The organism is Ignavibacteria bacterium, assembly GCA_041649015.1.
Taxonomy (GTDB): domain Bacteria; phylum Bacteroidota; class Ignavibacteria; order Tepidaquicellales; family Tepidaquicellaceae; genus CAIKZJ01.
Window position 1 is genome coordinate 1 of record JBAZNU010000010.1, and the last position, 26,548, is coordinate 26,548.

Genomic DNA, 26,548 nt, shown 5'->3' on the forward strand with positions numbered 1-26,548 from the left:
ATAGAGAATGAGCAAGAGATAGAGAATGAGCAAGAGATAGAGAATGAGCAAGAGATAGAGAATGAGCAAGAGATAGAGAATGAGCAAGAGATAGAGAATGAGCAAGAGATAGAGAATGAGCAAGAGATAGAGAATGAGCAAGAGACAGGTAAGAGCAAGAGATAGAAAAAGAGTAAGAGATAGAGCAAGAGTTAAGGCAAGCGATAGAGCAAGGCAAGAGTAAGAAAAAGAGGAGGATGAGTAAAATCAATAAAGGGAAATGGAAAGACACAGAATTTATACAAAATTTATCATAATTTAATTGATGAATTGCCGTTGCCTTTAGGCAACGGATTTTGAAAATATCATCCAAAAGGGCTTTAGCCCAATAAAAAACAATATTAATATGTCATACGTTAGAATATTAGTTCATTTAGTGTTTAGCACCAAAAACAGAGAGTCATTATTATCTAAAGAGATTAGGGATAAATTGTATATTCATATCCATGAATATGCCGGCACTAAAGATATATTTTTGGAATCAATAGGTGGATGGAATGATCATATTCATTTATTAATCTCATTAGGAAAAGAACAGAACATTTCTAAGATAGCAAATTTATTAAAAGGGGAGAGTTCATTTTGGATAAATAAAGGAAAGTTATTAGAGATAAAGTTTAGTTGGCAGGATGATTATTATGCGGTTTCTATTGGTGAGTCAGGTAGAGAAAAGTTAATTGATTATATTAAAAAACAAGAGGAACATCATAAATCCCAGGGGTTTGTTCAAGAAATTAATGAAATATTAGCAAAGTACAAAATGGAAAATAAAGGAAAATGAATGGGGCTGAAGCCCTGGTTTTCTTTTGATGCATTTATTATCCGTTGCCTAAAGGCAACGGCAATCTGAAGAGCAAGAAATAGAGTAAATTATGGAACTGAAGCTTGGGACTTCTTTTAATACATTTAAATCCGTTGACTAAAGTCAGGACTAAAGTCGTACCAAAAGGCAACGGCAATTTGAAGAGCAAAAGTAAGATATATAGTATGAGTAAGAGTAAGTATAAGAATAAGAGGTAGAGCAAGTAAAGCGCATAGTATTTGGAAGATGGAATTAGTTAAAGAGGGATTAATTTCTTTCTGTGTGAATGGTTTTTAATGTTGAAAGAAAATTATTAAATTAATAGATATGAGATATAAAAAATCAAGATATAATGAATATCTAGACTTTAGCATTGAAGTATTTTCTGAGGAGCAAAGTACATATTCGGGTTAAAGGTTTTAGAGACGATAAGATGTGTTGATAATGATTATCCGAAAAAAGCAGAAATTAAATCAAGAATTACTAATTTTCTTTAATTTATATTACAATCATGAAAAGCATACTATTAACAATCTTAATCTTAACATTATTGAATTCAGGAAATTTATTTTCGCAAAATGATTACGCAAAACAGAGAGTTCAGGCGTTTAAGAAGGTGAGTCTTTCGACGGATTTAAGCAGACTTACGGCTAACGAACAGAAGATGATTCCGATATTGATAGAAATATCAAAAATTATGGATGACCTTTTCTGGAAACAGAACTTCGGTGATAAGGAAAAATTTCTTTCGGGTTTGACGGATGAATACGAGAAGCAGTTTGCACTGATAAACTATGGACCGTGGGATCAGTTGAATGACGAGAAGCCATTTATAAAAGGTTACGGCGAGAGACCAGCCGGAGCGAATTTCTATCCCATTGAAATGACAAAGAGTGATTTTGAAAAAATAAAAGATCCAATGAAGATGAGTCCTTATTCGATAGTTGTAAAGGATGGTGGGGAATACAAAGTAGTTATGTATTCAAAGTCATACGAGAGGGAGCTGAAGAGAGCCTCGGAGCTTTTAAAACAGGCGTCGGAACTTGCTGAAGACGCGGGTTTAAAGAAGTATTTATCGATGAGAGCGGAAGCGCTTGTTACTGATAACTATCAGCCGAGTGATTTTGCATGGATGGAAATGAAGACGAACGTGATAGATTTTGTGGTTGGACCGATAGAGAATTACACAGACCAGTTATTCGGATACAAGACAGCATTTGAGGCATACGTTTTAGTGAAGGATGTGGAATGGAGCAAGAAACTTGAAAAGTTTGCGTCACTACTACCTCAATTACAGCGGGAACTGCCTGTTGATGAAAAGTATAAACAGGAAGAAGCGGGAGCTGATTCAGATTTAAACGCATATGATGCATTATATTATGCAGGTGACTGCAATTCAGGAAGCAAGACGATAGCAATTAATTTACCTAATGATGAAGAAGTCCAGTTAAAATCGGGGTCAAGAAGACTACAATTAAAGAATGTGATGAAGGCAAAGTTCGATGCGATAATGGCACCGATATCAGATTTACTGATTACACCGGAGCAGAGGAAATACAGCAAGTTCAACGCCTTTTTTGAAAACGTGATGTTTCATGAAGTTGCTCATGGATTGGGGATAAAGAATACAATAACCGGTGCGGGTACGGTAAGGGATGTATTAAAAGAACAATATTCAGGACTTGAGGAAGGCAAGGCGGATATTTTAGGTCTTTACTTAGTGACAAAGCTTTATGAAATGGGTGAGTTAAAAGACGGAGAACTTATGGATAACTATGTGACTTTTCTGGCCGGGATATTCCGTTCATGCAGGTTTGGTGCTGCGAGCGCACACGGCAAAGCAAATATGGTTAGGTTCTATTATTTTCAGGAAAAGGGTGCATTCACAAGAAATTCTGACGGTACTTACACGGTGAATTTTGAGAAGATGAAAGATGCTGTTATATCATCATCACAGCAAATCTTGAAGATACAGGGAGACGGTGACTATGCGGGTGCGAAAGCGTTGATTGAGAAAGACGGGTTTATAAAAGAAGAACTGAAGAAGGATCTGGAAAGGGTAAATAATGCCGGGATACCGGTGGATATAGTTTTTGAATAAAGTTCAGGTACGTCGGGATGATCTCCGCGGCGTAACTTAGACAAAGAACCCACAAGGAGAACGGGAAGAAAGGAAGAAAATTTATTAAATAAAAATATAAGTACAGAAATGAAGTTTTATAAAAAAGTTTGCTGTATAGGGGCGGGTTATGTCGGCGGTCCTACGATGGCTGTGATTGCAGCAAAATGTCCGGAGTATAAGATAACCGTGACGGATATAAATAAAGAAAAGATTAATGCCTGGAAGACGGATGAGCTGCCGATATTTGAGCCTGGTTTGCTGGAGGTTGTAAAATCGGTCAGAGGGAAGAACTTATTTTTTACGACTGATGTGGGTAAGGCGATTAAGGAATCGGATATCATATTTATATCAGTGAACACACCAACAAAGCAATTCGGTGAGGGCAAAGGCAGGGCGTCTGACCTTCAGTATGTTGAGAGTACTGCAAGGAGCATCATTGAAAATTCAGAAGAAGGGAAGATAGTCGTTGAAAAAAGCACTCTGCCTGTTAAGACAGCAGAGACATTGAACGCGATACTCGGGAGCAACGAGAAAGAATTAAAGTTTGAAGTACTATCGAATCCGGAATTTTTAGCTGAAGGTACTGCGGTAAATGATTTAATAAATCCGGACAGGGTATTAATCGGTTCATACGAGACTGAATCGGGCAGGAAAGCGAGGCAGGAATTAGCGGATTTATACCTGAACTGGGTTCCAAAAGAAAAAATTATAATGAGTAATGTATGGAGCTCAGAGCTTTCGAAACTAACGGCTAATGCTTTTTTAGCACAGAGAATTTCATCTATAAACAGCATATCAGCTTTATGTGAAATTACGGGTGCGAATATAGAGGAACTGAGTAAAGCGATAGGAATGGATTCGAGAATCGGATCGAAATTTTTAAATGCGAGTGTAGGATTTGGAGGCTCATGCTTCAAGAAAGATATATTGAATCTGGTTTATATTAGCGAATCGATGGGACTTCATGAAGTTGCTGAGTACTGGGAATGGGTCATAAGGATGAACGATTACCAGACGAAGAGGTTTGTAAACAGGATGATAAAGAACATGTTTAACACTTTATCGGGGAAAAAGATAGCGATGTTTGGATTCGCGTTCAAAGCGAACACGGGCGACACGAGGGAAACACCGGCGTTTTATGCTGCGAAATTTATGGCGGAAGAAAATGCACATATTGTTATAACGGATCCGAAGGCATTAGGAAATGCGAGAAAAGATTTAAAAGAATTTAAAGGCAAGGTAGAGTTCACTGATAATCCTTACAAAGCCGCGGAGCATGCGGATGCGATTGCGATAATGACTGAGTGGGAAGTTTACAAGACGCTTGATTACAAAAAGATTTACGGACTTATGAGAAAGCCATGCAATATTTTTGACGGAAGAAATATTCTTGATGCGGAAGAAATAAGAAGAATAGGATTTGGGTATTTTAGTGTCGGGCATTAGATTGTTAAGAAATCAAGGCGAATTTGAATAGTGAAAAAGAGAAACCTTGGCTCAGGTAAGATGCGAGCAGTATACTATTAAATAATGGTTTCTTGATAATAACAGTTTACTGTAAAATAAGAAAATGGTTGAAAACGCATTGAAGGGATTATTTATTCACAGATAACTTAAGATTTCACATTATAAAAAGAGAATTTTCACATTTTAAAAGATTCAATTTCTTCATAATGTGGTGAATGATTAAATTATTTGATGGGATGCTGAAATTATGGAATTCATTTACTCAGTTTACTCAGGTGAAAACACTTTCAGTTTAACCTTAAAAATAGTAAAGCATCCATAATATATTTAATCAGAGTATTTGATATGAAGTAAGAACAGATGAGATCTTTTAACAAATCAATGAATATTGTTCAAGATGACAATGGATTTATCCTAAAATTTAAGTTTTTTAGTAGGGAATATTTGGTTGGGAATATGACTAGTTTTTATATATGAAAATGTAATAATATCGCAATTATCTTTTTATCATAAACAAATTAAAACAATCAAGATAATGTAATAAACCCTTAAAAACCGCACTAATTCCTTGTTTTTACCGTGTCAAAAAAGCATATTATATATTGTTTTAACATATGCAAATTTGTAATAGAATCTGTGATTTATTAGCGGAGCTATTCCAAAATTTAAATTACATTTAGAAAAGCTTTAAGCAATTATTATTCAATTAAAAAATTAATTAGTTTTATGAAAAGAATTTTGTTTATAACTTTGTTTGTTTTTACTGCATTGAATTTTTTGTATTGTCAGGATGATACACTTACCCAACAAACCGATTCTCTATTATACAGGGAGCAGGATTTGAAAAGGATAAGTACAAATTACTTTAATTTATCGAAACCAAATAAGTTTAATTTCGAAGTTGTTGTAATTGGCGGAGTCAAAAACCCAGGAATTTATTTGGTACCACAAGGAACAAGTCTTGTTGAAGTTGTAGCATTGACAGGCGGTGCACCTGATGAGAGTATTTTTGAGAATTTCAAACTTATTAGAACAAAGGAAAAAAATCCTGAATTGAGGAAAGATACAATATTTGTTTTTGATTATCTTGATTATTTTGATAAAGAAAAAGAAGGTACAGTAAAGCAAATTAATCCAATTTTAAAACCAGGTGATATTATCGCATTCGCAATTAAACCGGAAAAGGATTTCTGGCAGGTTGCACAAGGTATAGCAGGAGTGGTTGTATTACCAATATTATCAATGCTAACAGTATTATTAAATATTATGATATATAACAAATAAAAACTAATTAATTATAAACTGACATGATAAAAAATAAGCAAATTCTTATCACAGGTGGGACAGGATCATTTGGTAATACGATAGTTGATAAGCTGCTGAAGGAGACAAATCCTGCATCAATAACAGTCTTCAGCCGTGATGAGAAGAAACAATATGATATGCGTAATAAATACCATGATGAAAGGTTAAAGTTTATCATTGGTGATGTTAGAGACCGAGAAAGAGTTTACAAAGCGATAAAAGGAGTTGATATAGTTTTTCATGCAGCAGCATTGAAACAGGTACCTAATTGTGAATTTTTTCCTTACGAAGCAGTACAGACGAATATAATAGGCACACAGAATGTATTGGACGCTGCAGAAGATGAAGAAATAGAGAAGATAGTAGTATTAAGTACTGATAAAGCAGTATATCCTATTAATGCAATGGGCATATCAAAGGCTATGCTTGAGAAACTGATGCTAGCAAAAGCGCGGACATCTAAATCCAAAACAGTATTTTGCGGAGTAAGGTACGGAAACGTAATGTATTCAAGAGGATCCGTATTTCCGTTGTTTGTTGAGCAAATAAAGGCAAATAAACCGATAACAATAACTAACGGAGAAATGACAAGATTTTTATTACCACTGCCGATAGCTATTGACCTAGTACTATTTGCTCTTGAAGAGGGTCAAAACGGAGATATTTTAGTAAGAAAATCACCCGCATCAACAGTAGATGATATGGCAGAAGCGACATTGAAAATATTCAATTCCAATGCTGAAGTTAAAGAAATTGGAATCAGGGAAGGTGAAAAAATGCATGAAACGCTTGTAACACAAGAAGACCTTATGAAAGCAGAAAGTTACGATAATTATTACAGGATTAGAAACCTTGAAAAGATAGATTTTGAAAAATATTTCTCAGAGGGTACGATAAATCATTTTCCGAAAGAAGGATATACATCAGCCAACACTCAACGGTTAAGCCTGGAAGAGACAGTAAACCTTGTTCTTTCATTAAAAGAGATTCAGGAAGAACTAAATGCATAGATTGCGAATCGGTATAACGGGTCAGGCCGGATTTATCGGCAGTCATTTGTATAATTATCTTGGAATATTCAAAGAAAAATTCGATAGAATACTGTTTGATGACTCATTTTTTTATGATGAGGACAAGTTATATGCATTTTTGAATCAATGCGATGTTGTAGTTCATCTTGCGGCATTGAACAGGCATAACGATCCTGATGAAATCTACAAAAAGAACATAGAACTGGTTTTAAGCCTGATAAACGGACTTAAAAAAGTTGATACCAAGCCTCATATTTTATTCTCATCCTCTACGCAGGAAAGTCTTGACAATATATACGGAAAATCCAAGAAAGAAGGCAGGGGATTGCTTGCCGAATGGTGCAGAGAAGCGGGAGTAAAATTCACGGGAATGTTAATACCCAATGTATTTGGGCCATTCGGAAGACCTTTTTACAATTCGGTTATTTCAACATTTTCATACCAGATTACTCATGAACAGACACCAAGGATTGATGTTGATAACAATTTAAAGCTTATTTTTGTCAATAATCTTATAAAGGAAATAACAAATATAATTGAGCACAAAATATATTCCGAAGGTTATCAGATAAATTATGATTTTGAGATAAAAGTAACAGAAATACTGGAAAAATTGAATTATTACAACAATACTTATATCAAAGAGAATTTGATACCTCTGCTTAAGGATAAGAATGATGTAAACTTATTCAATACATTCCGGTCGTATATGGAATATGAGAACAGAATCAGAAACATTGAAAGGAAAGTTGACAACAGAGGATATTTAACCGAAATAACAAAAGCGTATGTACACGGCCAGACATTCTTTTCCGAGACGAAACCCAGGATTGTACGCGGGAATCATTTTCACCTGAGAAAGATAGAACGTTTCAGCGTAATAAAGGGAGAGGCAGTAATACGCTTACGAAAAATTGGAACGAAGGAAATTACAGAATACAAGGTAAACGGTGAAACGCCGTGCTTTATTGATATACCGATATGGCATACGCACAATATAGAGAATACGGGAACCACAAATTTATTAACATTATTCTGGACTAATGAGATTTTTAATCCGGATGACACAGACACTTTTTTTGAGGAGGTATAAGTGAAAAATAAACCGTCATTGAAAGTGATGACAATAGTAGGAACAAGACCGGAGATAATAAGGCTATCGAGGGTAATTTCATTGCTTGATGAAACAGTTAATCATGTTTTAGTTCACACAGGCCAAAACTATGATTATGAGTTGAACGAAATATTCTTTAAAGAACTTGAATTGAGGAAACCCGATCATTTTCTTAATGCAGACACGAGTTCATTGGGAGCGACTGTTGGTGATATAATAAAAAAATCCGAGGAAGTATTAAAGAAAGAAAAACCTGATGCATTGCTTGTATTGGGTGATACAAATTCATGTTTATCAGCATATATGGCAAAGAGAATGCATATACCAATATATCATATGGAAGCAGGTAATAGGTGTTTTGATTTTAATGTACCCGAGGAAATAAACAGAAGGGTAATAGATCATATAGCAGATTTTAATTTAGTATATACCGAACATGCAAGAAGACATTTAATAAGCGAGGGGCTACCACATAGGAGGATATACTTAACCGGGTCTCCTATGAATGAAGTTTTGAAATATTACAGCTCAAAAATTGAGAAATCAAAAATACTGGAAATTCTTAAACTAAAAAGTAAGAAATATTTTGTAGTTAGCATTCACAGGGAAGAGAATGTAGATAACAAAGATAATCTTATAAAGTTACTAGATACTTTGAATAGTATTGCAGAAATTTATGATGAAAAGGTAATATTTTCTACTCATCCAAGAACAAGAAAGAGAATTGAATCTTTAAAAGGATACAATTTTGATAATAGGATACAGTTTTTAAAACCATTTGGATTTTTTGATTACGTAAAATTGCAAGAGCAATCGATTTGTGTTATTTCAGACAGCGGAACAATCAACGAAGAATCTTCAATATTAGGATTTCCTGCTATTACAGTTCGAAACTCTATGGAAAGACCGGAAGGATTGGATTATGGCTCAATTATTCTGACCGGCTTAGATAAAAATATAATAATTAATTCAATCAAACTATTATTATCCGAATCTTTGCATAATTTCAAGAATGAATATACTGAAGATTATAAAGTACTAAACTCGTCTTTAAGAGTTGTAAAACTTATACAAGGAACATCAAAACTAAATAATATATGGAATGGCATTTTTGGAAGTGAATATTCGAAATAAATCTATTTCATTTGCAATTAATTAATAAATTAAAATCTTCTTTTTTAGGCGGAAGTATCCGCTCTCAAAAAGCAAAGAAGAATATATTGCTTTCATTTGTTTTTAAAGGTTTTTCAGTATTTGCTGTTTTTCTACTTGTGCCCATGTCAATTAATTACCTTAACGTGTTAGAATACGGTATTTGGGTGACTATTTCATCTCTATTAGCTTGGCTTACGTTATTCGATTTAGGTTTAGGAAACGGACTTAGAAACAAGCTTGCAGAATCATTAGCTAAAGATGATAAAGAATTAGGAAGAATATATGTTAGTACTGCTTACTTCGCTTTAACAATAATCGTTTCCATTTTCTTAATTATATACTTTTCTTTAGGTATTTTTATAGACTGGAGTTCAGTCTTTAATACACCCGCCGAATTGAAACCAGAAGTGAATAAACTTGCAAATTTTGTAATGCTATTTTTTGGTTTGCAATTTGTTCTCAAACTTATTATAACAATACTTACAGCTGATCAAAAACCGTCATATAATGATTTTTTAGGTTTTCTGACAAATATTTCTTCAGTAATCATAGTATGGATATTAACGCATAATACTTCCCCTTCATTATTTGTACTTGGAATGTCATTAAGTATAATACCTGTTATTTTACTCCTCCTTATTACTGTTTTTAATTTTTCTAATAGATATAGGTTTCTAATACCCTCCCCCAAATTTATTCATATAAAATATTTAAGAGGATTATCAGATTTAGGTATTAGATTCTTTATTATACAAATTTCAACATTTTTTATTTTTGGGTCGGCTTCAATTGTTCTTACTCAATTAATAGGACCGGAGTCAGTTACATCATATAATATCGTGTTCAGATATTTCTCTATCATAAATATGGTATTTTATATTATATTAAGTCCAGTCTGGACCGGTTTTACAGATGCTTTTTATAGAAAAGATTTTTCATGGATAAAAAACACAATTAAAAAGCTAAACAAAATAGGAATTATATTAATAATATTTACGATTATAATGGTTTTAGTATCTGGTTTTATTTATGATATATGGCTTGGAAAAAACCGGAGTTTTGATATACCTTTTTTGTTAACTACGACAATGGGATTGTATGTTATTGCAATGACATTTGTTTCACCATACATGTATTTTTTGAATGGGTCGGGGAAGATATATCTTCAATTCATATTGAGTATAATAATAATAATATCTTATATCCCACTGACCATTTTTTTATTAAAAGTATTTAATTTTGGGGTTGCTTCGGTGGTCATTGCATCGATAATTTCCTTAGTTCCTTTTATGCTACTAATGCCAATTCAATATTATAAAATTATTAATGACAGAGCAAAGAGTTTTTGGAATAAGTAAACTGGAAAGTATGGTTAATTATAGTATTTCTGTTAAACGCAATTGAATGCTTTGCATTTCGACTAATTAGTATACTTGTTAATTAAAAAATATAACAGTCATTTTTAGAACGTTATAAATGCAGAGAATATATATTCTATCTGAAAGCAAATTAGAATTAATTTAGAAAGAAACGAAAGTGAATTATTTTTATGGGTAATAGTGATTTGTTATTTTTAACGGGAGAGTAGTGAAACCAAATATTGAATTTAAATATTAAACTATAAAATGAAGTTTAAGTATATACTTTCTTCGATAATATTTATATTACTTACATTAAATTCAATCCTTTTGCATTCATATAATCAGGAAGTAAGCGATGTAAAGATATACGGATTGAATACATATAATGCAATATCAGTTTTATTTATACTACTTGCAAGTCTTGGTTTTGTTACAAAAATTATAAACGAAAAGTACAACGAAAACAAATATATATTAATTGGAATATATTTTTACTGCGTTTATCAATTAGCTGTAGTTTTGCCATTATCGTATCTTGAATACGAAAGCATGGATCCAATAAAATATTTCAGTCAAATTAGTAACCGTTTCTTTTTCCTGCTTATACCTATGTTTTACTTTTATCTTGCTTCAGAAAAAACATACAAATTTATATTCTATATATTTCTTATTGCGACATTAGCCTTTATAATTACTGGTTTTTATAATTATTCACAGGGTATAATTATAGAAACAAATACGGGAGAAATAAGAATAGTAACTGTCGTTGCGACATTGTTTTTCTTTGTTACTTTAACTGACGGAATTGCATTATTTGGTGCTGAGAAAAATAAGATAATAATTATTTTTATAACATTACTTGGTATATTAATATCTGCACATAGGTCTGTTTACATGGTTGTAGCTTTGATGTTATTCATTGCCTTTTTTATATCAAATCGAGAATCAAATAAGACAAGAACTACAATTTTAGCAATTCTTGCAATTCCTATAGTTATTCTTTTATTAGGACAAATCCCTTTTGTTTCTGATATTTTTTTAAGCAGAGCAGAATATTCTTTTGATATGGGTGACCAAAACTATCAAGATCGTTTATTAAAAAATTTGCTTGCATTTAATACATTTTTGGATAATCCAATAAACGGTACTAAGTTATCAGGTTATTATTATCCTGCGGGTTTAGTATCAGATGAATTTTTTTGGATACCGCATAACTTCATCTTAGATATTCTACCGACACAAGGAATCATAGGATTATTCTTGATTGTTACTTTTATATTGCTACCTTTATTAAGATTAGGTTATAAGAATAGGTTTGATAGCATAACTAAAAAAGCATATATGGTGATACTTTTTTATCTCATTATTTCCCTGTTCAATGCAACTTTCTTTACTAATTCTTGTGTAGTAGTTTTTGCTATATTTGCTTCAATTATACTTAAGAGAAATGAAGAGTTACAATTAGAAATGGAATTGGGTGAAGAATCGGAAGAATACGAAATCACGGAAAAATAATTTACTTGACAAGCTTATACTAACTTATATTTCGTACAATAAAAAATAATTAATAATTTTCATTGAGAATTCTTGTAATATCTGCGTATCCGTTTCCAATCGGATATTCTGCTACAAACAGAATTCTTTCGTATTCTAAAGGACTAGTTGAATTAGGACATTCAGTAAAGCACTTCTCGCTTCGACCGACAGAAAAACAAGATAATGTTATAAATCAAAGTCATCAAGGTGTATTTGAAGGAGTTGAGTTTGAATATACAAACGGAACTACAAAATGGTCACGATCTAAATTTATCATGTTGTTACAAGCACTATACGGCTATTTAAAGTCGTTTTATATACTACTTAACAGCAAATATAAGAATCCATATGATTTTGTTTTAATCAGTAATGACAATGTTTATTATATATTATTTTTATCTTTTTATCTAAAAATTCTATTAAGGATAAGAACTGTCTTGATTGTTGATGAATTCCCATATGTTTTGAGGGAAAGCATCCCAATTTATCGTTATTTTCCATTATTACTTAAACTTGAACCATTAATAGGGTATCGTTTTTTTGATGGAATAATAACTATGACACGTCCGCTAAAAGAATATTTTAGTCGATATAAGAATGATTTGTGTATGATGAAAATAATTCCAATGACAGTTGAACCAGACAGATTCAATATTAAAAGGCATGAGATACCGAAAGAAAAATATATTGCCTATATTGGTGATCTCGTAAAAGATAAAGATGGGGTTGATGATGCAATATCAGCATTTTATATTATAAGTAATAAGTATCCAGAATATAAATTTTACATTATAGGTTCTGCAAAAAACGAGATTGATTTTGAAAGATTAAAAGAACTTGTTACAAATTATAAACTCACCGATAGAATAAAATTTTTGGGGAAAATTGACAGAAACGAAGTTCCTTCTTATCTATGTGGTGCATCATTACTAATTCTTGCCAGACCGGATAATCAAAGGGCAAAGGGAGGATTTCCAACAAAGCTTGGAGAATACCTTGCGACCGGAAATCCAGTTGTTGTGACAGATGTAGGTGAGATATCCATGTATTTAACCGATGGAGTAAATGCATTTATTTCAAAAACTAATGATCCTTCAGAATTTGCAGAAAAAATTGATGAAGCATTATCGAATCCTAATAAATCGAAGGCTGTAGGAATTAAAGGCAAAGAATTGGCTTACGGAGTATTTAATTACAGGATCCAGGCAAGAAATATTGCTGAATTTCTAATTTCGCTTTGATGTTATGAGAATTCTCATTGCACATTACGGTATGAAGGATAAAGCGGGTTTTAGCAGGAATTTTTCGATAGCAAAAGGGCTTGCTAAAATAAATCATGATGTAGTATTATTAACAACCCAATCAAACGGATTCAAATTTCCTTTTGAAGATGAAATACGGAATAACGTAAAGATAATTTCTTTTCCTGATATTGTTCCGCAATCATTCCGCCGAGGAGGATTTGGTTTCTTTTCTACAATTTTAAAAGCATTTTATGTAATTTTTCATAAATTTGACATAGTTCAAAGTGATACGGGTCATCGTCCGGCTTCAGGTATTCCATGTTTGCTGAACAGATTATTTCGAAAATCAAAGTATATATCTGAATGGTGGGACTACTACGGTATATCCTGTGAAAGATTGAAAAGAAATTTCATATACAGAAATACTGTACAAAAGTATGACAGCTTTTTTGAAGTTCGTAATAAGGTTCATGCAGATGGAGTAGTCTCATTATCGGAATTTAACTTTCAAAGAGGTCTGAAAGCGGGGATCAAGGAAAGTAATATTACAATTATTCATGGCGGAGCAGATATTGATGATATTTCATTTTATGAAGACACAAAATATAAAAAGCAATATGGGATTCCAAATGAAAGTTTGACATTTTGTATCATAGGTATTAATGACTCTGAATTAGAGGGATTAAGATCTTTTATAAATGTCATGTCTGAGTTTCGCAATAAAGAGCAAATCAACTGGTTTTCAATCGGTGAGAATTTAACTTTAGCGCAAAAAATAAAATATGGAATCTCAGACAACTATTATGAATACGGATGGATAGATTACCGTAAAGATTCAAAGCTATTGAGTTGTGCAGATATATTTTTGCTTATAAAAAAGGATAATGTTGAAAATAAGGCAGGATGGCCGAACAAGACCGGAGATTATCTTGCAGCGGGACGTCCCATATTGGTTAATAAATTTGGAAATATTAATCCATATATTGAGAAATACTCTGATGCATTTATTGTAGTTGAAAATAATGAGGAGAGTATAAAAGATAGAATAAAGTATATACTTGAAAACAGAAATAATTTATCAAAACGAAATACCTACTGCCGAGATATTGCAGAAAAATATTTAAGTTGGGATGCTAAAGCTGAAGAATTAGATGAATTTTATGAAAGAATATTAAAACATTAAAACCATATAAGTTATACAAAATTTAGGTTTGCAATGATTTCGTTCAGAATAAATTATAATAATTATACGATAATGGAATGTGCGGCATAGTCGGATTTATTAATATTGGGAATAAATCACTTCTTGAAAACTCCGTAATCTCAATTAAGCATCGTGGACCTGATGATGATGGGAGCGAATGGTTTGATAAATGGAGTTCGGGTTTCGGACATACGAGACTAAGTATTATCGACCTGAGTCCTGCTGGCCACCAACCAATGTTCAATGAAAATAAATCACTATGTATTGTTTTTAATGGCGAAATATATAATTACAAAGACATTGAAGCAGAACTTAGAAAAGAAATACCTGAATTAATATTACTAAGCAACTCGGATACTGAGATATTACTTAAATCTTATGAGCAATGGGGAGAACGATGTCTGGAAAAGTTGAACGGTATGTTTGCATTTGCAATTTTTAACTTAAAAACCGGAGAACTATTTGCAGCCAGAGACAGGTTGGGAATAAAACCATTTTATTATTCTTTATTAAACGGTGGTTTAATTTTTGCAAGTGAAATAAAAGCAATTTTTAAAAGTGGTTTAATAATTGCAGAACCAGATATTAATTGTTTAAAAACTCAAATGCATTATCAAGTTGCACCTAATACAGGTTTCAAAAATATTTGTAAACTAGCTCCCGGTCATTTTCTAAAATATAATGCGAAAGAAGACAACGGTAAAGATTTGCTTCTTACAAAATGGTGGGAAATCAATGTTAGTGAAAATTGTGATAAAAGCGAGAAAGAATTAGTTGACGAACTTGATAACCTCTTAAATGATTCTGTCAGACTTCAAATGATTAGTGATGTACCTGTAGGTATATTATTAAGCGGTGGATTAGATTCTTCAATAATTGCTGCATTAATGCGGAAACATTACAAAGGAGAGATTAATGCATTTACAATTAAATTCTCTCAGGAAGATAAGAAATTTGAAAAAATGGAAGATGATAGCATATGGGCAAAGAAAGTAGCGGATCTTCTTGAGCTTAATTATTCGGAAATCATTATTAAACCAAATAATGAGAAATTATTTTATGATACTGTATATCATTTAGATGAGCCGATTGCAGATCCAGCTTCAGTTAACACGTTTTTAATATCTGAAGCAGCACGTAAAGAGGATATTATTGTTCTCTTGTCAGGTATGGGAGGTGACGAGATTTTCGGTGGATATAGAAAACATTTAGCTTGTTTAAAAGCCGATATATATCAAAAATTATTGCCCTCAATTATACGGAGTATTATTGAAAGAGGTTTTATGAAAATAAGTGTGTCATCCGGTAAAGAAGGATTCAAAATCTTACGATGGATTAAAAGGTTTTTATCGTTCGCTTCTTTTGAAAGATTTGACAGGTTTATTTCATCGGATATTGGTATATCAAAAGAATTATTTGATGAAATATTTGTCGGTTCCACAGAATATTATAATACTTTTTACTATTCATATTTGAAAGACTGTTACGATTATTTAGGGAAGGATAAAGATAAAATTTCAAACGAAAACATCGGTTATTTAACTAAAATGTGTTATTGTGATACAAAAGCATTTTTGCCTGCACACAATTTAAATTATTCTGATAAGTCAAGTATGATGGCCGGAGTTGAGATACGGCCGCCATTAATTGATCACAGAATTGTAGAATTTATGTTCAGCTTGCCGCCAAAATATAGAATAAAAGGAAACACACAAAAATATCTTCTAAAAAAAGTTGCTGAAAGATATCTTCCTTCGGATATTGTTAATAGGCCGAAAGCTCCTTTTGCTTCACCTTTACGTTCTTGGATAAAGGGGCAGCTAAAAAATGTAATTGACACAAAACTAAACAAAAACATTATCTTAGAAAGAGGAATACTCAATCCTGAAAAGGTTTGGGAATTAATAATAGCTGACAGAAATGGAAAATCCGATTTTGCTCATTTAATTTGGCGATTTCTGGTTTTAGAGATGTGGTTTGATACATTTGATAAGGATTATGTCAAGAAAAACTAAACATAAATGTTTTTTAATAATAAAATTAAGTTATTAATATTGAAATGAAACAAATAGTTCAATATCAAAAGACGGGGGAAATGAAGATAGATGATGTTCCTGTACCATTAGTACGTGACGGATGTGTGTTAGTTAAGAATTATCATTCATTAATAAGTTCAGGAACAGAAAAATCAAGCGTACAGACAGCTAAAGCTTCGTTAATCGGAAAAGCAAAATCAAGACCAGATCTCGTTAAGCAAGTGTTACAAAATGTGAAACGGGAGGGCATACTTGCCACATATAATAAGGTTAAAACCAGACTGGATAATTACAAGGAACTAGGCTATTCATGTTCAGGTGAAGTTATTGAGAGCGGAACAGAAGAATTTAGACCGGGTGATTTAGTTGCTTGTGCAGGAGTGACAGCAAATCATTCTGAATATGTTTTAGTACCAAAAAACTTATGTGCAAAGAGTCCAAATAATGTAACATCAGAGGAGGCTGCCTTTACTACACTTGGTTCTATTGCATTACAGGGAATCAGGCAAGGTGATATTAGAGTAGGAGAGTGTGTTGGAGTAATTGGTTTAGGACTTCTTGGCCTGATAACTGTTCAATTAGCTAAGTTATCGGGTTGCAAAGTCATAGGATTCGATATCAACGAATCTAATTTTGAAATAGCAAAAGAACTTGGTTGTGATGAATGTTTACTCTCTAATGAAGAAGCGATTACAAAAGTTGATAGTATAACGAACGGTATAGGAACCGATGCTGTAATAATAACAGCTGGAACTAAATCTAATGAACCGATTGAATTGGCTCTTAATATAGCAAGGAAGAAATCCAAAGTAGTCGTTGTTGGTGCTGTTGGGATGAACATACCAAGGTCCCCATTTTACGAAAAGGAAATTGATCTAAAGATATCCTGCAGTTATGGACCGGGGAGGTATGATGTAATTTATGAAGAGTTTGGTATTGATTATCCAGTAGGATACGTGAGATGGACTGAAAACAGAAATATGCAAGCAATACTTGACCTTCTATCAATGAAAAAGCTTGATTTCAAAAAATTAATAACTCACAAAATACCTATTGAAAAAGGGCTAAATGCTTATGATATTATTACAGGTAAGACTAATGAAAGGTTCATTGGCATATTAATTGAATACAGCAAAACCCCCGAAACAATATCACAAAAGCTGAAAATATCAAGTATTAATAAAAAAAATACATTTGTTAATATTGGTTTTATTGGTGCGGGTAATTTTGCTCAGTCATATTTGATACCACCATTAAAAACATTGAAAGCTAATTTGTTAGGAGTTTGCACATCAGTCCCTGTAAATTCAAAATCTGTTGCAGAGAAATTTGGCTTTAACTATTGTACATCCAATTTCAAAGATATTTTAAATGATAAAGAAATAAATACTGTTTTCATTGCAACGAGGCATGATTCACACGGGAACTTTGTGAAAGAATCAATCTTAGCCGGAAAAAATGTATATGTAGAAAAACCTCTAACGATAAATCAGGAAGAGCTTTTTGAGATTAAAGATATCTTCAGACGTATAAATAGTAATATCTTGATAATGGTTGGATTCAATCGCCGATATTCAAAATCTTTTAAGGATATTAAAGAATTTTTTAATAATAATAATGATCCCTATATAATCAATTACAGGGTTCATGCCGGATATATTCCTAAATCTCATTGGATTCAACATCCGAATCAAGGAGGGAGAATTATTGGTGAAGGTTGTCATTTTATTGATACAATGCAATATATTACCGGCTCAAGACCAATTAATGTTTATGCAAATTCAATTAGAACAGACAACATCAATCAAGTGGATTTTGATAATTCCATAATAACAATAGAATATGAGGATGGTTCTGTTGGTAATTTATTATACTTAGCAAATGGGGATTCATCATTGCCTAAGGAGTATTGTGAAATATTTTCCGGCGGAAAGACAGCTATAATGAATAATTTTAAAGAGAATGTGTATTATTCAAATGGTAAAGTATCAAAAATGAAGTATAATGGCGAAAAAGGACACAAAGAAGAAATATCGAGCTTTATAGCTGCATTAACCAGTAATGAAAATCAAGTTATATCTTTTGAATCGATTTTCAATACTACATATACTAGTATAAAAGTTTTAGAATCTTTAAAAAGTCACGTCTCGATTGATTTAAAAAAGAACATTATGTAAATCAAATAATAGAAATAGATATACTTTAAAAATGATGGAAGTATTACATAAATCAGTTTCATACCTGCAAAATTATATAAAAGAAGAAAATTATAGGGGATTCGATCCATATGACGCTTTAAGTTCTCCATTATTTAAAATACCTTTTTTAAAAGCCAATAAAATTATTAGATTAGGATTCCAGCAAGTAATTAAAAGGATTCCTGTTAATTTAAGGCAAATATTAGGTATTAGAAAAAGTCTTAATCCTGTAACTATAGGTCTTGTGATTCCAGCATACGCTTATATTATGCAATTAGATCCTTCAAATAATGGTTTAAGCAAGGAGGTTAATAACTTATTAGATATTCTAGAAAAGACAAGTTCAAAAGGTTATTCTGGAATATGCTGGGGATACGATTTTGATTGGGAGGCAAAATATGCTAAAATTCCGGCTTATACTCCGACTATCGTTGCAACAGGTATAATAACCAATGGATTGTTCGAAAGTTATAAATTACTTAAAAATGAAAGAATGTATGAAATGTGTAAATCAGCTTGTGATTTTATTAACAAAGATCTGAATAGATTTTATGAAGGAAGTACTTTCTGTTGGTCATACTCACCGTTTGACAATCAAAAGGTCTATAATGCGACTTTAAAAGGGGCTAGATTATTTTCTCAGGTTTATTCAATAGAAAAGAAAAACTATAACTTACTTGAACAGGCAAGGCAAACAGTTTTATTTTCTTTAAATTCACAAAATCCTGATGGTAGTTGGAGCTATTCAAAAGGAGATTCACGTGTATGGGTAGATAATTTCCATACAGGTTATGTTTTGGATTGCTTGAGGGAATATAAAGAAAACTCAGGGGATCAAGCTCCAGATATGTCAATAAAGAAAGGATTAGATTATTATATTAATACTTTCTTTAAAGATAATATTATACCGAAATACTATAATAATTCGTTATATCCGATTGATTCCACATCAATTGCTCAATCAATAATTACTTTAACTAATTTTAATTTTTTTAAAATTGCCTTGGATATTGCACAATGGTCAATTAGTAATATGCAAGATAGAGATGGATATTTCTATTATCAAAACCACAGATTTTATACTAATAAGATCTCGTATATGCGATGGTCAAATGCATGGATGTTTAATGCGTTGTCAAAATTATTGTACTTTGTTGGGAAATGATCTGGTTTGACTTTGATAATTCGCCGCATGTTCAGATATTTAGACCTATACTAAAAAAGCTTGAATCAATTTGTATTGATTATCAAATTACTGCACGGGACTTTGCCCAAACAATTAATTTATTGCAATTGTATAATCTTGATTACAAGGAAGTTGGCTATTATGGAGGGAAAAATAAGTTATCAAAAATATTCAATCTATTTACGAGAAGCCAAGAACTTATAAAATTTATTAAAGGGAAAAATATAGTAAAAGCTGTAAATCATGGATCAAGAACCCAAGTTATTGCAGCAAGAAGATTAGGAATAAAATCAATTGTAATGATGGATTACGAATATACTGAAAACAGAATTTTTAATTATTTTTCTGATTATATATTATTACCACAAATAATACCAGACAACAGACTAAAAGAGACCGGATTTAACTTAAGAAAAATATTACGGTACGATGGTCTTAAAGAGGAAATATATTTAGGGGGTTTTATCCCTGAGGAAAAATTTAGGGAAAGCATAAATGTTAATTTGAAAGATGTTTTGGTGACAATCAGACCACCTAGTATGACTTCGAATTATCACAACAAATTCAGCGAAAAGATTCTTCTAAATATTTTATCAAGACTTACGCAAATTAAGGATGTTACGACAATAATTGTTCCAAGAACAGTTATAGATAAAAAGTTTATAGAAACCAGTATAAGGTTAACAGAAAATATTAGATTTCTTGATAAATCAGTAGATGGATTACAGTTACTATATGCATCTGATATATGTATTAGTGGTGGGGGTACAATGAACAGAGAATCCGCTCTATTGGGTACTAAAACATTTAGTATATTTACTGGCAAAAAGCCTTTTGTTGATGAATATCTTGAAAGGAAGGAGTTAATATCCTACCTTAAAGATGAAAGCGACGTTAAAAAAATAAATTTTATAAATTATTGTAAAGACAAAAAAGTGAATATTAAAAATAATTTAGTTGATAAGATAACTGATTTGATAATTAATATAAATTAATAATATATGAAAATACCATTTTTAGATTTAAAAGTGCAATATGAGTCAATCAAAAACGAGATAGGTGTTGCAATTCAAAAAGTATTGGATAATACAGCATTTGCTCTTGGGCAATCAGTTTCTGATTTTGAAGCAAATTTTGGGAAAGCCCATGACGTAAAAAATTGTTCAGGAGTCAGTTCCGGAACGGACGGAAATCACATGGTATTATGGGCGCTTGGCATCGGTCCCGAAGATGAAGTTATTATTCCAGTTAATACATTCATTGCCACAGCCTGGGGGGCGACACTCTGCGGGGCTAAACCTGTTTTTGTTGATATAGATTCGAGATCATATAACATTGATGCCAAGTCATTATTAAAGTCAATTACTACAAAAACTAAGGCAATAGTTGCTGTTCATTTGTATGGACAGCCTGCGGATATGGATGCTATTAATGAAGAATTAATTAGTAATGATTTTGAGTTGACCGGTACAGGAAAATACCGTAAACAAAAGACAGGTCAGGAGATTTATTTAGTTGAAGATTGTGCACAGTCTCATATTGCGGAATACAAAGGAAGGAAAGTCGGAGGTTTGGGGTTGGCATCGTCATTTAGTTTTTACCCCGGAAAAAATCTTGGAGCTTATGGTGAAGGGGGAGCAGTATGCACGAATAATGATGAGTTAGGAGTAAAATTTAAGATGCTAAGAGATCATGGATGCAGGCAGAAATATGTTCATGAAATTTACGGGCATAATTACAGAATGGAAGGAATTCAGGGTGCAGTTTTAGGGGTAAAGCTTAATTACCTAAATAGCTGGACCGAAGGAAGAAGAAAAGTAGCAGCAAGGTATTATGACTTGCTTAAAAATTGTGATAGTATTATCCTTCCCGAGGAAATGTATTACTCTAAACATGTATATCATTTATTTGTAATTCAGGTAAAAAATGGGAGAAGAGATGAATTAGGGAAATTTCTTAATGATAACGGAATTGCAACCGGATTGCACTATCCAATCCCATTGCATTTGCAACCCTGTTTTAATCACTTAGGTTATAAAAGAGGAGATTTTCCCATAACAGAAAATTTAGCGAACAGAGGATTATCACTTCCGATGTATGCAGAATTAACAGATGAGCATATTCTTTATATAGCTGAGAAGGTTATAGAATTCTTTAAAAGCAATTAATCACAAAAAGAGTTATATTTAAATGTTTGCATTAGGATTATAGTTTTGACGAGATGAAACAACGGTAAACAAATCTGTGACACTTCTCAAAATGATAATCCAGGAAAATAAATAAGACAAGGTCCGAATAGTTTCCGTTTAATAGAAAAGAGAATTGAGAGTAATGACTAATAATTGGAACATTGTATATAAATTATATAAGAATATAATAAATATGAGAATTAGAATCTTTATTCTTTTAATTTTTATTGTAGTAGTGACGGTGGATGGATTGACACAAGTTGAACTGGTACCAGTTAGTAACCCAGTTTATTTATTTTTGAAAAAGATGCAAGTTAAGGGTGTGATACCAGATTACAATTCATCAAATATTCCAATTTCGAGGGAAGAGGTAGCAAATAATCTAAAAATTATCAATCGCCAAAGTAAAGATATAGATAAAATAGATAAAGACATGCTTAATGATTATGATATTGAGTTTGGATATGACTTGAATAGAGGCATGGAAAATACATCAGATTTATTTGAGAAAAATTTTAATATCAAAAGATTATTTGATAATAATAAACAAAAATATATCTACAGTTATGCAGATTCTTTAGCAACAATGTTTATAGATGGAACAGGTAATTTTTCTTATCGACAATCGAGCGGGGATTCGCTAGGAAATAATAAAATTATACTTGGAGAAATTGGTGGTAGGATAAGGGGTACTTTATTTAATTCCTTGGGTTACTATCTGAGAATCTCAAATGGAGCGAAATTATTTGGTGATCAGAATGCAATCAATTTTGCTGCTGAAACTGATCCAATATTGAGAGGTAATACAAAATTTTACTATGAAAATAAGAATTTTGACACCTATGAAGGATATTTGCGATATAGAACTCAAAACAACTTATTTGCGATTACAATAGGTAAAGAAGCTTTAAACATGGGATTTGGATATATAGATAAGTTGTATCTATCGAATAATACCGTTCCATTTCCATTTGGTAAAGTCGATTTAAAATATAAAGCGTTTTCTTATACTTTTGTGTATGGCAGTTTAAAAGGTGATTCTTTAGGGAGAGATTTAAATTGGAAAAGCATAGCTTTGCACAGATTAAATATCAGACCAAGTAAGTTTATTAATCTAGGATTATATGAATCTGTTGTTTTTACTTCTACTCCTTTCAGTTGGGAATATTTGAATCCATTTGGTTTTCTTATATCAGCAGATATGAATGTTGGAGCAGAAAAATCATTTGAAAATAATACATTCTTAGGATTAGATTTTGAATTAACTTTTATTAAAGATTTGGCTTTTCAAGGAACGATTATGATAGATGATCTAGATTTTGAGACTATCGGGAATAATGATAAGACGTATAATACAAACAGGTTTGGCTGGCAATTCGGAGGATTATGGGTAAATGCATTTACTTTACCAAATTTGTCTTTTGCAGTTGAATATACAAGATTAGACCCGTTTATGTATGCACATAAATCGAATAAGAATTCTTACACAAACTGGTCGATGTCATTAGGTCACAGATTACAACCAAATTCAGACGAAATAGCCATAAAATTGGGATATGATATTACGAACAGAATAAAATTATCATTTGTCTATCAATACCAAAGATCCGGAGGAGGATTCTTGTTTGATTCAACGGGAAATATAAAGCAAAATTATGGAGGTGACATTAATAGAGGAGACTATTGGTATATAGAAAAGAACAGGTTTCTTCAGGGAGATAGAACAAACAGGAACATTTTTACCCTCTCTTGTATAATAGAACCGATTAAACAATATTTTCTTGAAGCCAAATTTTATTACAGAAATTCCAGTCTAATTTATTTAAACAAGACATACAATGATTTTTATTTTTGGATTACTGCAAAGATTGATTATTAGTTGATTATTTTATAATTTTAATATAATTTAGAATATAAAGAATTTTAAATATTTAGGGGAATAATAGATGATTATAAAATATCCTTCGTACAAATATTTTTATGCTTTATCCGATTTTCTTACACTGACAGTATCTTTTATTTTATCTCAAGAGGTTTATTTATTTTACTTTTCAAGTCAAAAAACATTTTTGTACAATTTAGAAGTTGATGATTTCCTTTTATTAATAATCGTAAATATAATGTTTATTTTTATATTTCATTATTTCCATTTGTACAAACTTAGTGTATTTCTAACTCGAGTAAATCAGACGGTTACAATAATGAAATCTTTAATTTACGGGATATTCGTAATTGTAGTGATTTCATTCTTTATGAAATTTAATATTCTAACGGATTCCAGGCTTACATTGCTGATATTTTTTATTATCTCCTTAAGTCTTTTTATTATAATCCGTGTTTTTATTTTATTCAGACTTTACAATAAAATACTATCTAAAACCATTTTTAAAAGAAGGATATTAGTCGTTGGTGCAGGTAAGTCAGGACAGTTAGTTGCACAGAAAATCACATTTGAGAATTATTTTGGGAATGAAATTATAGGGTATGTTGATGAAACTAAAGAAATAGATTCGGTTATATTTAATGGGATTAAGGTTCTCGGACGTCTTAAGGATTTAAGTGAAATACATAGAAATTACAATTATGACGAAATAATAATTTGTATTGACAAAATTGAATATGGGGAACTACTTCAAATAATAGATGAATGTAAGAAGCAAAAAACTTCAGTAAAGGTTGTATCAAATCTATTTGGTATTATATCTGATAAATATCTATCAGAGCAATACGAAAATATTGCATTAACAGATGTATCGACAAAGATAAATATAAATGTATATTTACTCATAAAAAGACTTATTGATATTATTGGATCGAGTTTAGGAATTATTATATTACTACCACTTTTCTTAATATTGGGAGTATTTATTAAAATAACATCAAATGGGCCGATAATATTTAAACAAGTTAGAATTGGAAAAGATGGGAAACCATTCCATTTCTATAAATTTAGGTCGATGAAAGAAATAGAGGGTGAGGATAATGAACGTGTAGAGAAAATGCTTAATTATATGAAAGGTGGAGATCCTGGCTACAAAGAAAAAATAGTGAACAATTCCAGAATAACAGGTATTGGATATATTATTAGAAAATATAGCCTTGACGAATTACCTCAATTGTTTAATGTATTAAAAGGTGATATGAGTCTTGTTGGTCCAAGACCCTGTTTGCCTTATGAATATCAGCATTACGATGAATGGCAAAAGAGGAGATTATCTGTCACCCCAGGCTGTACCGGATTATGGCAGGTTTCAGGAAGGAGTGCAGTGAGTTTTAATGATTCTGTTATAATGGATATATATTATATTAACAATATTACACCTTGGTTAGATTTGCAGCTAATTTTTAAAACCATACCAGTAATGATTTTTGCTAAGGGAGGTAAATAAAATCTTAAACTTTAGAATAGCTGTAGTACCAAAATTACATTGATATTATTTTATTTTAGTTGGATATTAAAATGATTATTTTGATAACTCACTAATTAACATCTACTTATTTCCTATTTAAAGATATTACACTTTTGTATATTTATTTTTAATCAATCTTAAATTATTCATATGAATGTCGGTGTTATCGGAACAGGTTATTGGGGACCAAATATTATCAGAAATTTTCTAAGCAATTGTAATGTAAAAAAAGTGTATTCGAGCGATCTTGATATAAATCGTCTACAAAAAATGAAATTGCGTTTTCCTGAGATTGAAATAATAAAAGACAGTATAGATTTAATAAAACTAATTGACATTGACATTATAGCAATTAGTACACCAGTAGATTCTCATTATATGCTCGCGAAATCAGCATTAGAAGCGGGTAAACACATTTGGGTAGAAAAGCCTTTTATGTCAGATTCAAAAGAGGCAGAAGAAATAATTGAACTATCAACAAGAAAAAACCTGAAAGTATTTGTAGATCACACTTTTATTTATACTGGATCAGTAATGAAAATGAAAGAAATTATAGATTCTGGTGATTTAGGAAATATTTATTATTTTGATTCAGTAAGAATTAATCTTGGTCTTTTTCAATCTGATGTAAATGTTATTTGGGACTTAGCCCCACATGATCTATCTATAATGAAATATGTACTTCCCAAAAAGGTAGTTGCTGTTTCAGCAAACGGAATTGCGAATTATTATAAGCAAGAAAATATTGCCCACATTTCTGTTTATTTTGAAAATAACTGTTTTGCCCATTTTCATGTTAATTGGACTTCGCCAGTTAAAATTAGAAAAATGATTGCAGGGGGGGATAAGAAGATGCTTGTATTTGATGATATGGAGAATTTTGAAAAGATTAAGATTTATGATTCTGGGGTTAATATGAATAATAAGCAGAATATTTATGATGCATTAGTTCAATACAGAATAGGCGATATGTATTCACCAAAGGTTAATCAAACAGAGGCTTTATCTCTTGGTGTGTCAGAATTTATTAAATCAATTCAAGATAACAGGGATCCATTAACAAATGCATATGACGGTCTGGAAGTCGTAAGAATTCTAGAAGCCGCGAATAAGTCAATAAAAAATAGAGGAAAACTTATAACATTATAA

The 26,548-nt window shown here is 31.6% G+C and carries 19 protein-coding genes; all 19 read left to right on the forward strand.

Going from position 1 to position 26,548, the window contains the following annotated elements:
- Nucleotides 1–385: 385 nt before the first annotated feature.
- The 19 genes from tnpA (at nt 386) to WC644_13000 (ending at nt 26,548) form a co-directional block, all read left to right on the forward strand.
- A complete protein-coding gene (tnpA, locus tag WC644_12910) occupies nt 386–820 on the forward strand; it encodes an IS200/IS605 family transposase (protein ID MFA5012836.1) in 435 nt (144 codons plus the stop codon).
- A gap of 532 nt (nt 821–1,352) precedes the next feature.
- Nucleotides 1,353–2,942, forward strand: coding sequence for a Zn-dependent hydrolase (locus WC644_12915; GenBank protein ID MFA5012837.1), 1,590 nt, complete (start codon nt 1,353–1,355; stop codon nt 2,940–2,942).
- A 108-nt stretch (nt 2,943–3,050) separates the two neighbouring features.
- Nucleotides 3,051–4,409, forward strand: a complete 1,359-nt coding sequence (locus tag WC644_12920) for a nucleotide sugar dehydrogenase (GenBank protein MFA5012838.1) — start codon at nt 3,051–3,053, stop codon at nt 4,407–4,409.
- A 747-nt stretch (nt 4,410–5,156) separates the two neighbouring features.
- Nucleotides 5,157–5,714, forward strand: a complete 558-nt coding sequence (locus tag WC644_12925) for an SLBB domain-containing protein (GenBank protein ID MFA5012839.1) — start codon at nt 5,157–5,159, stop codon at nt 5,712–5,714.
- A gap of 23 nt (nt 5,715–5,737) precedes the next feature.
- Nucleotides 5,738–6,745, forward strand: coding sequence for a polysaccharide biosynthesis protein (locus WC644_12930; GenBank protein ID MFA5012840.1), 1,008 nt, complete (start codon nt 5,738–5,740; stop codon nt 6,743–6,745).
- Nucleotides 6,738–7,859 carry an NAD-dependent epimerase/dehydratase family protein gene (locus WC644_12935; protein ID MFA5012841.1) on the forward strand — a complete coding sequence of 374 codons (1,122 nt, stop codon included), beginning with the start codon at nt 6,738–6,740 and terminating at the stop codon, nt 7,857–7,859. Before WC644_12930 ends, WC644_12935 begins: the two co-directional genes overlap by 8 nt.
- A gap of 27 nt (nt 7,860–7,886) precedes the next feature.
- The gene (gene wecB, locus WC644_12940) at nt 7,887–9,014 is read left to right on the forward strand and encodes a UDP-N-acetylglucosamine 2-epimerase (non-hydrolyzing) (GenBank protein ID MFA5012842.1); all 1,128 of its coding nucleotides are present in this window, start codon (nt 7,887–7,889) and stop codon (nt 9,012–9,014) included.
- A gap of 11 nt (nt 9,015–9,025) precedes the next feature.
- On the forward strand, nt 9,026–10,393 hold the full coding sequence (locus WC644_12945) for an oligosaccharide flippase family protein (GenBank protein MFA5012843.1): 1,368 nt from the start codon (nt 9,026–9,028) through the stop codon (nt 10,391–10,393).
- A gap of 375 nt (nt 10,394–10,768) precedes the next feature.
- On the forward strand, nt 10,769–11,911 hold the full coding sequence (locus WC644_12950; GenBank protein ID MFA5012844.1) for an O-antigen ligase family protein: 1,143 nt from the start codon (nt 10,769–10,771) through the stop codon (nt 11,909–11,911).
- Between the two features lie 62 nt (nt 11,912–11,973).
- On the forward strand, nt 11,974–13,173 hold the full coding sequence (locus tag WC644_12955) for a glycosyltransferase family 4 protein (GenBank protein ID MFA5012845.1): 1,200 nt from the start codon (nt 11,974–11,976) through the stop codon (nt 13,171–13,173).
- 4 nt (nt 13,174–13,177) lie between these two features.
- Nucleotides 13,178–14,359: a glycosyltransferase gene (locus WC644_12960; protein ID MFA5012846.1), complete on the forward strand. Its 1,182-nt coding sequence runs from the start codon at nt 13,178–13,180 to the stop codon at nt 14,357–14,359.
- 77 nt (nt 14,360–14,436) lie between these two features.
- Nucleotides 14,437–16,395 (forward strand): asparagine synthase (glutamine-hydrolyzing), encoded by a 1,959-nt coding sequence (asnB, locus tag WC644_12965; protein ID MFA5012847.1) that lies wholly within the window; start codon nt 14,437–14,439, stop codon nt 16,393–16,395.
- An 80-nt stretch (nt 16,396–16,475) separates the two neighbouring features.
- On the forward strand, nt 16,476–18,593 hold the full coding sequence (locus WC644_12970; protein MFA5012848.1) for a bi-domain-containing oxidoreductase: 2,118 nt from the start codon (nt 16,476–16,478) through the stop codon (nt 18,591–18,593).
- 31 nt (nt 18,594–18,624) lie between these two features.
- On the forward strand, nt 18,625–19,779 hold the full coding sequence (locus WC644_12975) for a delta-aminolevulinic acid dehydratase (protein ID MFA5012849.1): 1,155 nt from the start codon (nt 18,625–18,627) through the stop codon (nt 19,777–19,779).
- On the forward strand, nt 19,776–20,795 hold the full coding sequence (locus WC644_12980; GenBank protein ID MFA5012850.1) for a DUF354 domain-containing protein: 1,020 nt from the start codon (nt 19,776–19,778) through the stop codon (nt 20,793–20,795). Before WC644_12975 ends, WC644_12980 begins: the two co-directional genes overlap by 4 nt.
- Nucleotides 20,796–20,801: 6 nt before the next feature.
- Nucleotides 20,802–21,968, forward strand: coding sequence for a DegT/DnrJ/EryC1/StrS family aminotransferase (locus WC644_12985; protein MFA5012851.1), 1,167 nt, complete (start codon nt 20,802–20,804; stop codon nt 21,966–21,968).
- Between the two features lie 214 nt (nt 21,969–22,182).
- A complete protein-coding gene (locus WC644_12990) occupies nt 22,183–23,868 on the forward strand; it encodes a capsule assembly Wzi family protein (protein ID MFA5012852.1) in 1,686 nt (561 codons plus the stop codon).
- Between the two features lie 67 nt (nt 23,869–23,935).
- Complete coding sequence (locus WC644_12995) at nt 23,936–25,378, forward strand: sugar transferase (protein ID MFA5012853.1); 1,443 nt, start codon at nt 23,936–23,938, stop codon at nt 25,376–25,378.
- Nucleotides 25,379–25,549: 171 nt separating this feature from the next.
- Entirely contained in the window at nt 25,550–26,548 is a 999-nt protein-coding gene (locus WC644_13000) for a Gfo/Idh/MocA family oxidoreductase (GenBank protein MFA5012854.1), read from the forward strand.